14 protein-coding genes and 2 tRNA genes are annotated in these 13,032 nt (G+C 67.3%); 9 read left to right on the top strand and 7 right to left on the bottom strand.

What is annotated here, in order from left to right; genetic code table 11:
- The first annotated feature begins 510 nt into the window (after positions 1-510).
- Positions 511-687, top strand: a complete 177-nt coding sequence (locus ACFWO8_RS31095; RefSeq protein WP_378972134.1) for a hypothetical protein — start codon at positions 511-513, stop codon at positions 685-687.
- A gap of 552 nt (positions 688-1,239) precedes the next feature.
- On the opposite strand, the gene ACFWO8_RS31090 is transcribed toward ACFWO8_RS31095, so the two are convergent.
- Positions 1,240-1,316 (bottom strand) — tRNA-Pro (locus ACFWO8_RS31090).
- A gap of 42 nt (positions 1,317-1,358) precedes the next feature.
- Positions 1,359-1,429, bottom strand: a tRNA-Gly gene (locus ACFWO8_RS31085).
- Positions 1,430-2,112: 683 nt separating this feature from the next.
- Between ACFWO8_RS31085 and ACFWO8_RS31080 the strand changes: the two genes are divergently transcribed.
- Entirely contained in the window at positions 2,113-3,066 is a 954-nt protein-coding gene (locus ACFWO8_RS31080; RefSeq protein ID WP_056821857.1) for a GGDEF domain-containing protein, read from the top strand.
- A 160-nt stretch (positions 3,067-3,226) separates the two neighbouring features.
- Here the strand turns inward: ACFWO8_RS31080 and ACFWO8_RS31075 are convergent, their stop codons facing one another.
- From ACFWO8_RS31075 to ACFWO8_RS31065, 3 genes are read right to left on the bottom strand one after another with little or no spacing between them, the layout of a single operon-like run.
- Complete coding sequence (locus tag ACFWO8_RS31075) at positions 3,227-3,733, bottom strand: hypothetical protein (protein WP_378972120.1); 507 nt, start codon at positions 3,731-3,733, stop codon at positions 3,227-3,229.
- 40 nt (positions 3,734-3,773) lie between these two features.
- Complete coding sequence (locus tag ACFWO8_RS31070; RefSeq protein WP_378972116.1) at positions 3,774-4,577, bottom strand: Fpg/Nei family DNA glycosylase; 804 nt, start codon at positions 4,575-4,577, stop codon at positions 3,774-3,776.
- A gap of 3 nt (positions 4,578-4,580) precedes the next feature.
- The gene (locus ACFWO8_RS31065) at positions 4,581-5,054 is read right to left on the bottom strand and encodes a ribose-5-phosphate isomerase (protein ID WP_378918204.1); all 474 of its coding nucleotides are present in this window, start codon (positions 5,052-5,054) and stop codon (positions 4,581-4,583) included.
- A 297-nt stretch (positions 5,055-5,351) separates the two neighbouring features.
- On the opposite strand from ACFWO8_RS31065, the gene ACFWO8_RS31060 reads away from it, so the two are divergent.
- Positions 5,352-6,278: a M48 family metallopeptidase gene (locus tag ACFWO8_RS31060; RefSeq protein ID WP_378972512.1), complete on the top strand. Its 927-nt coding sequence runs from the start codon at positions 5,352-5,354 to the stop codon at positions 6,276-6,278.
- 40 nt (positions 6,279-6,318) lie between these two features.
- On the opposite strand, the gene ACFWO8_RS31055 is transcribed toward ACFWO8_RS31060, so the two are convergent.
- Positions 6,319-6,963 (bottom strand): DsbA family protein, encoded by a 645-nt coding sequence (locus ACFWO8_RS31055; RefSeq protein ID WP_378972111.1) that lies wholly within the window; start codon positions 6,961-6,963, stop codon positions 6,319-6,321.
- A gap of 150 nt (positions 6,964-7,113) precedes the next feature.
- On the opposite strand from ACFWO8_RS31055, the gene ACFWO8_RS31050 reads away from it, so the two are divergent.
- The 5 genes from ACFWO8_RS31050 (at position 7,114) to ACFWO8_RS31030 (ending at position 10,994) form a co-directional block, all read left to right on the top strand.
- Positions 7,114-8,334 carry an NAD(P)/FAD-dependent oxidoreductase gene (locus ACFWO8_RS31050; protein WP_378972100.1) on the top strand — a complete coding sequence of 407 codons (1,221 nt, stop codon included), beginning with the start codon at positions 7,114-7,116 and terminating at the stop codon, positions 8,332-8,334.
- A gap of 94 nt (positions 8,335-8,428) precedes the next feature.
- Complete coding sequence (locus ACFWO8_RS31045; protein WP_378972095.1) at positions 8,429-8,827, top strand: YciI family protein; 399 nt, start codon at positions 8,429-8,431, stop codon at positions 8,825-8,827.
- The gene (locus ACFWO8_RS31040) at positions 8,824-10,041 is read left to right on the top strand and encodes an RNA polymerase sigma factor (protein WP_378972091.1); all 1,218 of its coding nucleotides are present in this window, start codon (positions 8,824-8,826) and stop codon (positions 10,039-10,041) included. The genes ACFWO8_RS31045 and ACFWO8_RS31040 overlap by 4 nt, the downstream gene beginning before the upstream one ends.
- A 26-nt stretch (positions 10,042-10,067) precedes the next feature.
- Entirely contained in the window at positions 10,068-10,544 is a 477-nt protein-coding gene (locus ACFWO8_RS31035) for an NUDIX domain-containing protein (protein ID WP_378972085.1), read from the top strand.
- A gap of 18 nt (positions 10,545-10,562) precedes the next feature.
- Positions 10,563-10,994, top strand: coding sequence for a nitroreductase family deazaflavin-dependent oxidoreductase (locus ACFWO8_RS31030; RefSeq protein ID WP_378972082.1), 432 nt, complete (start codon positions 10,563-10,565; stop codon positions 10,992-10,994).
- 51 nt (positions 10,995-11,045) lie between these two features.
- Here ACFWO8_RS31030 and ACFWO8_RS31025 read toward each other — a convergent pair whose 3' ends face one another.
- Positions 11,046-11,993 (bottom strand): AraC family transcriptional regulator, encoded by a 948-nt coding sequence (locus ACFWO8_RS31025; RefSeq protein ID WP_378972077.1) that lies wholly within the window; start codon positions 11,991-11,993, stop codon positions 11,046-11,048.
- Positions 11,994-12,061: 68 nt separating this feature from the next.
- Between ACFWO8_RS31025 and ACFWO8_RS31020 the strand changes: the two genes are divergently transcribed.
- Positions 12,062-12,862 carry an NAD(P)H oxidoreductase gene (locus ACFWO8_RS31020; RefSeq protein WP_378972073.1) on the top strand — a complete coding sequence of 267 codons (801 nt, stop codon included), beginning with the start codon at positions 12,062-12,064 and terminating at the stop codon, positions 12,860-12,862.
- Positions 12,863-13,032: the final 170 nt, after the last annotated feature.

Below are 13,032 nucleotides of genomic sequence, written 5' to 3'. Positions count from 1 at the left end.
CTCCGCTTCGCTACGGCAGGCGGGCGCGTTGGCAGCGTCGGCGCCGCTCTGGGCGCGGGGTAGCACGGCCCTTTCCCCGATCTGGCTACTTCTTCCATCAACCGAGAAGTATGGGCGCGTTGTGAGCCGTCCCCGACTGTCTCTCCCGCAGCATCGAGGCCGCGTACCGGACCAGCTCGCTCGCCTGGCTGTTGTTGCGACCAGGAACTCATCGGAGCCGAAGCCGCGGAGCGAGGTCACCAGCAGAAGTGCCCGTGGTCGGTGTCGCCAACGTCGCGGCTTGTCCGCAGAACTCACGTCCGTAGGAGCGCGCTGACCGAAGGTTGCGTTGGAGGCCAGGTCCTTTCCGGTGGGACGAACGATCTGCCGAAGGCATACCACACCGCCGGGGTCCTCCAAAGGGCGCTTCGCGTCACTACGTGATGGGCATTCGCCCACCCTTTTCCACACCCCGACGGCGCGGTATGGGACGAGCCCAGATCGATCGCCCCACCGGAAAGGACCCCCACCATGGCCATCAACGTCACCTTCGGTCAGCGCTCCTACTCCTGCGACTTCTGCTTCGATGACGCCACCGTTCTCGACACCGACCACGGCCACTTCTGCCAGCGGTGCACCGACAGCTACGGCATCGGCTCCGATGAGTTCCTGGCCAAGCTCGACGACATGGAGCGCCGAGGCTTCTGACCCAGCAGGGGGGCTTCGGCCCCCTTCTCCGGGCACCCAGCAACGGCGCTGGGCAGCGGGTCGCCAACGACGTCGACTCCCCGCCCCGAACCGGCACGTAGCGACGCTTACCCATGCGGACGGCAGAACACCAGCCCCTCGCCGATTGCTGAACGGAATCCGCGGTGAGGTCGGTGGTATCGCGACCGGTGGCCGCGTGGCCCTGTTCTGGGTTGGCCTGCATTGTGATCCCGCGCCCCTCACACCTCAAGGGCGCCGACGGCGTCAGCTTCGCTGATTGCTTCGCACCCCTTGACCTGTGAGCCTCTGCGCGTGAACGGCAGGCCGTATCGGGCAGGCGGTGAGCCAGCCCCTGTGTGTGCAACCCAACCCAGAGCAGGGCCAACCGTGGTCCGGACACACGAAAGCCGCAGATGGCGCGAACCATCCGCGTGCAATGTACGTGCAACTACTGGCGGTCAATCCCGGTCAATCGGAGTGATCAACAGCACATCACCCCAGCGGGGCCGGAGAGCCGATCGAGCCCTGAACTGGGCGAATGAATCGTGTTGATGGTCGGGGTGACAGGATTTGAACCTGCGACCCTCCGCTCCCAAAGCGGATGCGCTACCAAGCTGCGCTACACCCCGATACCTCACCGGCGAGAACACCGTTGAGGCAATACATGTTTGAGCGGGTGACGGGAATCGAACCCGCACCATCAGCTTGGAAGGCTGAGGTTCTACCATTGAACTACACCCGCAGGCATACGACATCGATGGGATCGCCACGATGTCGTGTGCGCCATGACTGTACCGAACGCCGCGCGATAAATGCCAATCCGGCCCCTGCCTGCCCGATTGATGCGCCTCGGCCGCCGGTGTACCCGAACTCCCCACGCGACCAACCGTCGCTATGCCCGATTAGGGCCTAAGGACCCTAGCCCCGAAACATCCTCCCGGCGACGATGGTTGGTGCGCTCACGGGGACCGGCGCCAGCTCCACCGGGGGATTAAACAGGAGAATTTTCCTAAAAAACCTGGCACGTGGGCGGCGAGTAGGCCACCATGAGAGTGCGCGTGACGGCTATTGCCACATCGTCACGACTCGCATCCCGTGCCAGGAGGGACCCATGGCGACGCAACGTCCACCGCCCAGCGGAGGGCATCACGCTGCATGTTTCTGGCTCCCGAAATTTTTTCGGGAAATGTGTAACGCCGGAGACGCTGCAGCGATGTCATAGCCGATCGCCATTCGCGAGAGACCAGAGAACGCGTTCTAGAACGTGACTTTTCGGTCTCGGGTGGCTTGCTAGGATCCTTTTTGCCGGACGGGGGTATCTGGAAAGGGGGCGGTGAGCGTGTGCCGAACTCGGTGGACCCAACCGCGTAGCAGTGCGAATGATCGAGGTGGCAAGACCGTCGCCACCTACCGCCGGTGATATCGATGACCCACATCGAGCCACCGGTAGCCGCGATGGCCCGCGCCTGGGCCCGCGCGGTATGCGCCGAACCGGGCTCGTCCACGGCGCCGCACCAGCTGGAGCCGGTGCTCGTCGACATCGTCGAGCGGCTGCTGCACCTGGCTCGGACCGAACCGTTCCCGGTACCACAGGCGCGCAAGCTCGGCGCGCGATTGGCCGAGGCGCCCTTCGAACGCACCAGAATGCTGGCCCATGCCAGTCGCTGGCTGCTCGGTTTCCCCTCGGGGGTCCCGGGTTCGCTGGTGGCGACCCGCTGGCCGTTGGTGGCCAGCCAGGCCATCGACAGCTACGCACAGGCACTCCAGGAACGCGCTCTGGCGCAACAGGAACAGAACATCTCGGCGAAAGTGTCACTGCGCGTTCAGGAGATCGCCGCGCTGCAGCACCGCTTGCGCCACGAGGCGACCCACGACGCACTCACCGATCTGGCGAACCGCACACTGCTGCAAGAACGGGTACGCGCGTTCGCCGCCGACCCGAGCCGCGGTGTCGGTGTGCTGGTGGTGGACCTGGACCGCTTCAAACAGATCAACGACGGCTACGGACACGCGATCGGCGACGAGGTACTGGTCGAACTGGCCAACCGCTTGCGTGAGGTGTGCCCGCCCGACACGGTGATCTGCCGATACGGCGGCGACGAGTTCGTGGTCGCGGCGAACCCGCGCCGCGACACCCTCGGCGAGCTGGCACACCGCGTGGTCGCCGCACTGCGCGACCCGGTGTGGTCGAGCGCGGGCCCCGTACCGGTTTCGGCCAGCGTGGGCACCGCTTTCTGCCCACCGGGAAAGACGTGCGATTTCACCGACCTGTTGCGTCGCGCCGACCGCGCGATGTACTCGGCGAAATCGGCGGGCGGGCGGCGTTTCGCGCTCGCTGAATCGGGCGACCCCGAACTGGGAACGGCGGTCGCCGGCTGAGTCGGATCGCGAAGCCTGCACTTCGCGGTCCGGCTCAGCCGACTCAGCCCGATGTTGTTGACATGTTCTTGGCACAGTACGAACGGGACACGCTCGTATTCGAAGAACGACGCGACCCGATAGCGGCTCGCGAGACGGCCATCCGGTAGCGGACGCGCACTCAGTGTTCGAGATAGCCGGCCGCAGCGTTCCCGGTGTTGCCGACGTCTACGGCAGACCGATCCTCGGCGGTGTCGCATCGGCGTACCACGACGATCAGCGGCGCGCACTGAGCGACGCCGCCGAGACGAAAAATGGTGCGGTGCAGCCGGAGCGCTCGCACCATGTCACGTGCGCTCGGCCTGACGCCATCCGAGCCACGAATCCACACCAGGCCCGTCAGGAACTGACCGACGGTCGCGCCGAAGACGCTCGGCAGCACCGTCGAGTTCGCCACCAGCACGACCACCAGGAAGATCATGGACCCGAGCATCACCGGGGCCTGATCATCCATGTCGAGAATCCCCTCGTGCCCGACGAGAAGCACAACAGCCGCGAACGCGACCATGAGCACTACGTAGGGAAGCACGATGTCGGCGACATTGGCCGCCACGTTGCGTAACTTGCGCGGTGACGGATAGCGCGGATCACCTTCGGCGCCATGATATTCCGACGCGAGTTGTGTCATCCGACCATGCTCGCATACCGGCGAATCCCTCCGGCGGCTGTCAGCGGGGCTGGCAGGTGGGGCACCAGAAGAGGTTTCGGGCTTCCATGACCTTGTGCGCGATGGGGGTCGCGCAGACTCGGCAGGGTTCGCCCTGGCGGCGGTAGACGTAGGTGCGGGGGCGGTCTTTGCTGTAGGACGGTGCGCCGGTGTCGTGTTCGGGGCGGACCACGTGCATGCGGCCGGTGGTGACGCCGATCGGCATGAGATCTACCAGGTCGGCCCAGAGGGCGTCCCATTCGGGGGCGGTGATCGAGGTGCCGGGGCGGAAGGGTGAGATGCCGTGGCGGAAAAGGACTTCCGCGCGGTAGACGTTGCCGACGCCGGCGATCAGGGCCTGGTCCATCAGCAGTGCGCCGATTGCCCTGCGGGAGCGCCGGATTCGCGCGCCCGCTCGTTCGTGGTCGGCGTCGGTGCGTAACGGGTCGGCGCCGAGGCGCGCGGTGAGTGCGTCCACTTCGGGCGGCATCAGCACTTCACACGCCGTCGGCCCGCGCAGATCGGTGCCGAAATCCGTTGCCGCACCGAGCATGCGCATCCGCACCTGCCCGACCGGCGCCGCCATCGGCAACTCGACCTCGCTGAAGGTGCCGTACAACCCGAGATGCACATGCACCGTCAGCCCGGACGCATAGTGATGCAGCAGATGCTTTCCGTAGGCCTCGGCCCGCTCGAACACCTGCCCGTCCACCAGCGCGGCACCCTCGACGAACCGACCCTGTGGACTCGAAACCCGCACCACCCCACCGGAGAACCGCTGCTGATGCAGCGCGGCGATCCGGTGGAGGGTATGTCCTTCGGGCACTACTCAGTAGGCGGGGACCGCGGGGGCTTCGCCGGACTTCTCGTAGTCGGCCAGGATGTCGATGCGACGCTGGTGGCGCGGCTCTTCCGACCAGGCCTGCGCGAGGAACGCGTCGACGATGGCCAGCGCTTCCTCGGTGGAGTGCATGCGGCCGCCGATGCCGATCAGCTGGGCGTTGTTGTGTTCGCGGGCCAGCTTGGCGGTTTCGACGCTCCAGGCCAGGGCGCAGCGGGCGCCGGGGACCTTGTTGGCGGCGATCTGCTCGCCGTTGCCGCTGCCACCGAAGACCAGGCCGAGCGAGCCGGGGTCGGCGACGGTGCGGCGCGCCGCCTCGATGCAGAAGGCGGGGTAGTCGTCGAGAGCGTCGTATTCGAGGGCGCCACAATCGACGACCTCGTGTCCGGCCTCCTGCAGATGGGCCTTGACGTGATTCTTCAGTTCGAAACCGGCATGGTCGGCACCCAGGTAAACGCGCATGGCTGCGATTGTCGCAGGCCCGCTTAGAGTCGTTTCATGCACCCGCACGAACCGCATTCCCCGCATTCGGCAGGTTCCCCGCCGGAGCACACCGCCCAGCAGCCCGACCGAACACCGTCGCTGGACAAGAACACCGCGCCACCGTCGCCGTGGGACCGACCCGATCCACGGACCGGCGGTTTCCCCGCGCAGAGCAGCCACGCGCAGCCGCCGACCGGCCCGTACCCACCCGTCGCCCCCGGCTATTACCCGCCGAGCGGTCCGCCCGCACCGCCGCAGCACCGGCCGCGCGGGCTGATGCCGTGGGATCGCCCGGCCCGGCATCCGTGGGAGATCCCGCTGCTGATCGTGGTCATCATGATCACCGCGGTCGCCTACCTGCTGGCGCTGCTGCTCATGACGGTCGAACTGTTCACCGATCCCGTCGTCGACGAGAAGGGCGTGGAGCAAACCAGTTCGATCGTCACCAGTCCGTATGTGCTGCTGCTGTTGTTCGCGCCGGTGCTGCTGTGGGCCGGTCGTGGTCTGAACCTCGCGGCCCAGCGCGTGAACGGCGTGAAGATGTCGCCCACCCAGTTCCCCGAGGGGTTCCGGATGGTGCAGGAAGCGGCGGCACGGTTCGGGATGCACAAGGCACCGGACGCGTATGTGATCCTGGGCAACGGCCAGATCAACGCCTTCGCCTCCGGGCACGGGTTCCGCCGGTTCGTCGTGGTCTACAGCGACCTGTTCGAGATCGGCGGCGCCGCACGCGAACCGGACGGGCTCGCGTTCATCATCGGCCATGAAGTCGGCCATATCGCCGCGGGTCACGTGTCGTATTGGCGCCAGCTCGGCATGTTCGTGGCACCGTGGTTGCCGCTGATCGGGTCGTCGCTGATCCGCGCCCAGGAGTACACCGCCGACAATCACGGCTTCTGCTTCCGGCCGCCCGGCGCGGCCACCGCGATGGCGACTCTCGCCGCGGGCAAGTACCTCAATACCGATGTCGGTGTCGACGAGATGGCCGATCGGGCCGTGCTCGAGCGGGGCGGTTTCGTCTGGCTGGTCAACGCCATGGCCAGTCACCCGGTGCTCACCTGGCGGATGTGGGCGCTGCGTGATCGCAGCAGGCCCGGTCCGATGTTCTGGCGTCCGAGCGCACCGCGGCCCGGCATGATCCCGCCGCAAGGCGGTTATCCGCTGAATTCGGCGCCGCCCGCCCTGCCGCCGAAGCCGGTCTGATCGGGCGGGGGCGCCGATACCAGTGCCCCCGCCCGCACGATCAGTCGAAGACCGGGTCCTCGGTTCGGGTGCGCTTGAGCTCGAAGAAGTGCGGGTACGAGGCCAGCGCGACCACGCCGTCCCACACCCGGCCCGCGTCCTCACCGCGCGGGATACGCGAGAGCACCGGACCGAAGAACGCGGTCCCGTTCACGTGGATGGTCGGTGTGCCCACGTCGGGCCCGACCTTGTCCATGCCCGCGTGATGGCTCGCCCGCAGTGCCTCGTCGTAGTCGGTGCTGGTGGCGGCCTGCGCGAGTTCGGCGGGCAAGTTCAGCTCGGCGAGCGCGTCGGCGACGATCGCGGCGAAGGTCTCCTGCAGCGTCTCGCGCTCGTACTCGGCCCGGCGGTCGTGGACCCGGGTGCCCATCGCGGTGTACAGCGGCGACAGGATCTCGTCCCCGTACTTCTGACCCGCGGCGGTGACCACCCGAACCGGGGCCCACGCGGCGGCCATCATGTCGACATACTGCTCCGGCAGGTCGTCGTTGCCCTCGTTGAGCACCGACAGACTCATCACGTGGAAGCGCGCCTCGATATCGCGCACCTTCTCGACTTCCAGGATCCACCGGGAGGTGATCCAGCACCACGGGCACAGCGGGTCGAACCAGAAATCGGCGACATCCTTGGTGGCCTGCTCGCTCACGATAGGTTCCTCTCGGGTCAGCGGCGGCGGGTCGGGTCGCCCCACCGACTGGTGCAACCGCATCACCCCCTGAATCGTTCCCGTGGGCGAAAACGCGCACTAAGCTCGGGTTGCGAGGAGTCCGGGTCGTCCGCGAGAAGGGGTCCGTTCATGAGCTCGAATCAGCATTTCGTCGTTATCGGTGGAGGTCTGGGCGGCGCGAAAATCGCCGAAGCCCTGCGCGCCAACGATTTCGACGGTCACGTCACTCTGCTGGCCGCCGAAGAAGAGCTACCGTACGAGCGGCCGCCACTGTCCAAACAGCATCTGGCGGGCACCCAGCAACTGCCCGATTTCACCGTCGACTCGGCCGCCTGGTACCGCGATCACCACGTCGACCTGCGGCTGGGCACCACCGCGACCGCGTTCGATCCGGTCGCCAAGACCGTGACGCTGCCCGACGGTTCCACGCTCGACTACGACAAGCTGGCCCTGGCCACCGGTTCACGAGCCCGCACGCTCGACATTCCCGGCGCCGATGCCCCGAACGTCTACACCCTGCGCACCATCGGCGATTCGAACGCGCTGCTCGAGATACTGCGCACGGATCGCCGCCTGGTCATCATCGGGGCGGGGTGGATCGGTCTCGAGGTCGCCGCGCAGGCCAGGGCCAAGGGTGTCGAGGTGACGGTGATCGAGACGGCCGAGCTGCCGCTTTTCGGTGTACTCGGCCCGGAGATGGGCGGCTTCTACGCCGATCTGCATCGCGCGCACGGCGTGGACCTGCGCACGAGCACCTCCGTCGACGCGATCCTCACCGACGAGGGCGAGGCGACCGGCGTGCAACTCGGCGACGGCACTGTCGTCCCGGCGCAGGCGGTGCTGGTGGCGGTGGGCGCGCAGCCCAATATCGAGGCGGCGACCGCGGCCGGCCTGTCGGTCGACGGTGGCGTGCTGGTGGACGCGGCGCTGCGCACCAGCAACCCCGATGTGGTCGCGGTGGGCGACATCGCCGAGGCCGCGCATCCCCTGTTGCACCGGTTGGTCCGAGTCGAGCACTGGGCGACCGCGTTGAATCAGCCTGCCGTCGCCGCCAAGACCATGCTGGGCAAAGTCGCTGTCTACGACCGGCTTCCATACTTCTTCAGCGACCAGTACGACGTCGGAATGGAGTACACCGGCTACGTCGGGCGCGGCGACGATGTGCGGGTAGTGGTGCGTGGCGACCTCGGCAAACAGGAGTTCGTCGCGTTCTGGCTCGACGAGCAGAACAAGGTGCGAGCGGGAATGAACGTCAACGTCTGGGATGTGACCGAGCGGATCAAGGAGCTGGTCCTGTCGGAGGTACCCGTCGACCCCGACCGGCTGACGGACACGAACATCCCATTGTGACCCAGTTCACAGCAATGATTGTGTCGAAGACCGCTCGTCGGCTCCGACCAACCGTCGAACGCGCCACAAGGGCGCCGCGAGCAGGAGCCGAACCATGAAATTCATGCTGGTCAAGACCTATTCCGAGACCGCCTACTGCGACCTGCCGCTACCGGAGTGGGCACCCGAGGACATCGCCGCCCACATCGACTTCCAGCGAGCACTGGGTGAACAGCTCGCCGCCGCGGGCGAGCTCGTCGACGCACAGGGCCTGGCCGCACCCGATCAGGCGATGATCGTGTGCTCCGACGGCCGCTCGGCGCCGGTCGTGACGGACGGACCTTTCCCGGAGACCAAGGAGTTCCTGGCCGGTTTCTGGGTGGTCGATGTCGATTCGGTCGAGCGCGCGGTCGAGATCGCCGCGCAGGCCTCCGCGGCGCCCGGCCCCGGCGGCAAGCCGATCGGTGAATACATCGAGGTGCGTCAGATCATGAGCGCGCCCGACGTCGCGTGACCGAGACGCTACCGCGCATCGAGGACCTGCTGCGTGAACTGTCGCCGCAGGTCCTCGGCGTATTGGTCCGCCGCTTCGGCGATTTCGACCTCGCCGAGGACTCGGTGCAGGACGCTCTGCTCGCGGCATCGACCCAGTGGAACAGCGACGGGCTGCCGGACAATCCGCGTGGCTGGCTGATCCAGGTCGCGCAGCGGCGGATGGCCGACGCGGTGCGGGCCGAAGTGGCACGGCGACGCAGGGAGACAACGGTGTTCGTGCGGGATGTACCTGCCGAGGCGGTGGACCGCGATGACACCCTCGACATGTATTTCCTGTGCTGCCATCCCGACTTGCCGCCCGCCGGGGCCGTTGCCCTGACGCTGCGGGCGGTCGGTGGCCTGAGTACCGCCGAGATCGCCGCTGCCTTCCTCGTACCGGAATCGACTATGGGGCAACGTATCTCGCGGGCCAAGAAGCGCCTCGCCGAATCGGATCGGCCGTTCGCCGACGGCGCGCACGACAGCGCACGGGTGAGTGCGGTGCTGGCTGTGCTGTACGTGATCTTCACCGAGGGGCACACCAGCAGTTCCGGAGCGGGATTGCGGCGCGGGGATCTGTCGGCCGAGGCGATCCGGCTCACCCGCGTCCTGCGCGCCCTGCTACCCGAAAACACCGAGGTCACCGGCCTTCTCGCGCTGATGCTGCTCACCGATGCCCGCCGCGCGGCCCGCTCCGGACCACACGGCGAATTGATACCCCTGCCCGAACAGGACCGGTCACGGTGGGACCGCCGCCAGATCACCGAGGGCCTGCGCCTGCTCACCGCGATCATGCCCACCGGACTGACGGGGACGTACCAGATGCAGGCCGCCATCGCGGGACTGCACGCCGAGGCCCAGCGCCCCGAAGACACCAATTGGTCGCGAATACTGGTGCTCTACACCATGATCGAGCGTCTGACCCCCAACCCGATGATCACCCTCAACCGTGCCGTCGCCACCGCGATGGTGCACGGTCCGGCCGCTGGGCTGGCGGTAGCCGACAGCGTCGCCGAACCACTGTCGCGCTCGCATCGCCTCGCAGCCGTCCGCGGGCACCTCCATGAGATGGCTGGTGAGCAGACCGCGGCTATCGCCGAATATCGCCGCGCCGCAACGCAAACGGCCAGCGTGCCGGAACGCGACTACCTGCTGCTGCGCGCCGCTCGCCTGCGCGTCGGCGACGCGAAGTGAAGCCCGCACCTGGCAGACTCGCTCCGATGACGGACGTTTTCAGCGCGGGCGTGCTGGTGTACCGCCGAGCCGAGGCCGGGATCGAAGTGCTGCTCGGCCACATGGGTGGGCCGCTGTGGGCCAAGAAAGACGCTTCGGCGTGGTCGATTCCCAAGGGCGAGTATGTGTCCGAGGAAGAGTCCGCGCGCGACGCCGCCCGGCGCGAATTCACCGAGGAGCTCGGGTTGCCCGCGCCCGAGGGCGAGTGGATCGAGCTCGGCGAAGTGAGTTATCGCAGCGGGACCAAGCGCAAGTACCTCACCGTGTGGGCGGTCGAGGGCGATCTCGACCCAGCCGACGTCGTGCCGGGAACATTCGAGATGGAGTGGCCGCCGCGGTCGGGGCGGCTCGCGGAGTTTCCCGAGATCGACCGGGCTGCCTGGTTCGACCCCGCCACCGCGGCGGAAAAGCTCGGCAAAGGCCAGCGGCCCTTCCTCACCCGCCTCACCGATCAACTGCGCTGATCGGAGTAGATTTCAGCTATGCCCAGCGACCTGCAGCTGAAGATCATGAATACTCTCCACCGCACGCTGCTCACGGTGACCGGCGGCCGCGTCGGCAACTCGTTCCTCGGGATGTCGTCCCTGCAACTCACCACGATCGGCCGCAAATCCGGCGATCCGCGCAAGGTCATGCTGACCGCACCGGTCATCGACGGCGACACCATCGTCGTCGTCGCCTCCCGCGGCGGCGGCCCCACCCACCCGGCTTGGTTCCTGAACCTGCGCGACAACCCGAACGTCGAGGTGTCGTTGCGCAACGGTCCCGAGCGCCCGATGACAGCCCACGTCGCGAGCCCCGACGAACGCGCGGCACTGTGGCCTCGGGTCATCGCGTCCTACAAGGGGTACGCCGACTACCAGACCAAGACCACCCGCGAGATCCCCTTGGTCCTGCTCGAACCGAGGAACTGACCCACCCGCCGAGGGCACGTCGCGAGCTCTGGCGTGGCGGACAAGATGCGTTTACACCAGCGCTGCCCGGAACTCGGTGGGACTGGTCCCGCGTAGTCGTTTGAAGGCCGCGCTGAAGCCGAAGGCATCGGAGTAGCCGACGGTGGTCGCTACCTGGGCGACGCTGCGGGCGGGGTCGGCCAGCAGTTCTTCGGCTTCGGCCATGCGCCATTCGGTGAGGTAGGCCAGTGGCGGTTCGCCCATCACTTCGCTGAAGCGCCGAGCGAACAGGGCGCGCGAGACCGCCGCCTCGGTGGCCAGGCTCGCCACGGTCCAGCGGTGGAACGGCCGGTCGTGGATGGCGGTGAGCGCCGGGCCGACGATCGGGTCGGCCATCCCCCGATACCAGGCGGGCGCGCAATGCTGCTGTTCGGCGAGCCAGGAGCGCAGCGTGCAGACCAGCGCCCAGTCCAGCAGCCGGTCCATCAGCGCCTGCGCACCCGCGCTGATCCGGACTGCGTCGGCGGCGGATTGTTCCAGCCACAAGCACATTTCAGGGTCCTCGTGGACCACCATCACCTGCGGTAGCGCTCGCAACAGCCGTTCGTGGCGTCGCCCCGCCGCCCGATAGGCGCCGACGAGCAGCGAAGTCTCCTCCGGCACACCAGTTGTCGATGGCGTGACGATCAATTCCGATATCGCGCAACTGGTGTCGGTGGGACCGAAACCGTCCGGCACGAAACAGGACAGCTCGTAGCGCTCGTGCGGCCGGTCGAGCGCGGCGGGGGTGTCGGCCAGGTGGAAGGGTTCACCCGCCTGCACGAGCGCGGTGTCACCGGCGACCAGACTCGTGCGTGATCCGTCGGCGAGCACCAGTGTGCCGCCGCCACGCAGCACCGTCACCATGATCAGGGGTGCACGGTCGGCGAAACGAATCGTCCACGGTGGGCGCAGCACGGCATGGGCCACGACCGATCCTTCGGCACGAATGCCGCTCAGCAACGAACTCAACGGGTCCACCCCATCAGCGTAGACGAATTCCTATCGACTGGAGATGATCACCCATAGATCGTCCACACGATCCGCGATTGACTCTAGGGACCGGGCCGACCAGCCCGCACCCGATCGAACAGGAGCTCACCGTGACCCAGTCCGCCGCCACCACGACTGCCACCGCCGAACTGACCACCACGGGTCCAACCGAGGCGGTGCCCACTGGCGACAGCTCCGCACCGACCGCGCTCGTGGTTCTCGGCCACCATCGCGCCGATTCACTTTCTGCCCATGTCGCCGACCGTGCCGTCGGCCGCCTCACCACCGCCGGGTACGCGATCGATTTCCTCGATCTGCAGGCCGAGAATTTCGATCCGCGGATGACCGTGGCCGACCAGCCCGAGTGGGGCAATCGCGACAAGGTCTACTCCCCCACCGCCGAGGCGCACATGCGGCGGATGCTGGCCGCCGATGTCGTGGTGGTGGTGTTCCCGGTCTATTGGCAGAGCGTGCCCGCCCTGCTCAAAGGCTGGATCGATGCCGTGTGGAACTACGGTTTCGCCTACGGCCGCAGCAAGCCGCGCCTGGCGGGCAAGCGCATCCTGTGGCTCGGATTGGCCGGAGCGACAGCCGATGACGCGATCATGCCTGGCATGCAGCAGCTGCTGGAGGCCCAGCTCAACGAGGGCCTGGCCTACTACAGCGGGTTCGCGGACTCGCGGGTCGGCCTGCTTCCCGACGCCGAGGAGCAGCCCCAAAGTCTCGACGCCGAAGGCAATCTCGTGATCGGCGAGGCGATCAGCGGGGACGCGCGGACCACCCACTACGCCGCCTTCGACGCGAAAGCCGAAGCCTTCGTCGACGCCCTGCTGGCCGCCGATCTGGTCAACGCCTGAGCCCCGGGATCCCGACTTCGACAACGCCGTCGACGCGCAGTGACCCACCTCGGTCACTGCGTGTCGGGTCGACTGCGGGCTCGGGACTCGTAGTCCGGCGAAATCGACCAATCGGCCGCCACCCAGTCAGATAACTGATTCCGGACCGCCGTTGTGGGCGATTACGCCGG

Origin of the sequence: Nocardia sp. NPDC058480 (assembly GCF_042720495.1) — a bacterium.
In the GTDB taxonomy this organism is placed as follows: domain Bacteria; phylum Actinomycetota; class Actinomycetes; order Mycobacteriales; family Mycobacteriaceae; genus Nocardia.
This window is presented reverse-complemented; position numbering and strand designations above follow the sequence as displayed.

Bases quoted from the DNA above. Each gene is read 5' to 3' on its own strand.
- ACFWO8_RS31095 (WP_378972134.1), top strand. From the start codon at position 511: ATGGCCATCAACGTCACCTTCGGTCAGCGCTCCTACTCCTGCGACTTC.
- ACFWO8_RS31080 (WP_056821857.1), top strand. From the start codon at position 2,113: ATGACCCACATCGAGCCACCGGTAGCCGCGATGGCCCGCGCCTGGGCC.
- ACFWO8_RS31075 (WP_378972120.1), bottom strand. From the start codon at position 3,733: ATGACACAACTCGCGTCGGAATATCATGGCGCCGAAGGTGATCCGCGC.
- ACFWO8_RS31065 (WP_378918204.1), bottom strand. From the start codon at position 5,054: ATGCGCGTTTACCTGGGTGCCGACCATGCCGGTTTCGAACTGAAGAAT.
- ACFWO8_RS31060 (WP_378972512.1), top strand. From the start codon at position 5,352: ATGCCGTGGGATCGCCCGGCCCGGCATCCGTGGGAGATCCCGCTGCTG.
- ACFWO8_RS31050 (WP_378972100.1), top strand. From the start codon at position 7,114: ATGAGCTCGAATCAGCATTTCGTCGTTATCGGTGGAGGTCTGGGCGGC.
- ACFWO8_RS31045 (WP_378972095.1), top strand. From the start codon at position 8,429: ATGAAATTCATGCTGGTCAAGACCTATTCCGAGACCGCCTACTGCGAC.
- ACFWO8_RS31035 (WP_378972085.1), top strand. From the start codon at position 10,068: ATGACGGACGTTTTCAGCGCGGGCGTGCTGGTGTACCGCCGAGCCGAG.
- ACFWO8_RS31030 (WP_378972082.1), top strand. From the start codon at position 10,563: ATGCCCAGCGACCTGCAGCTGAAGATCATGAATACTCTCCACCGCACG.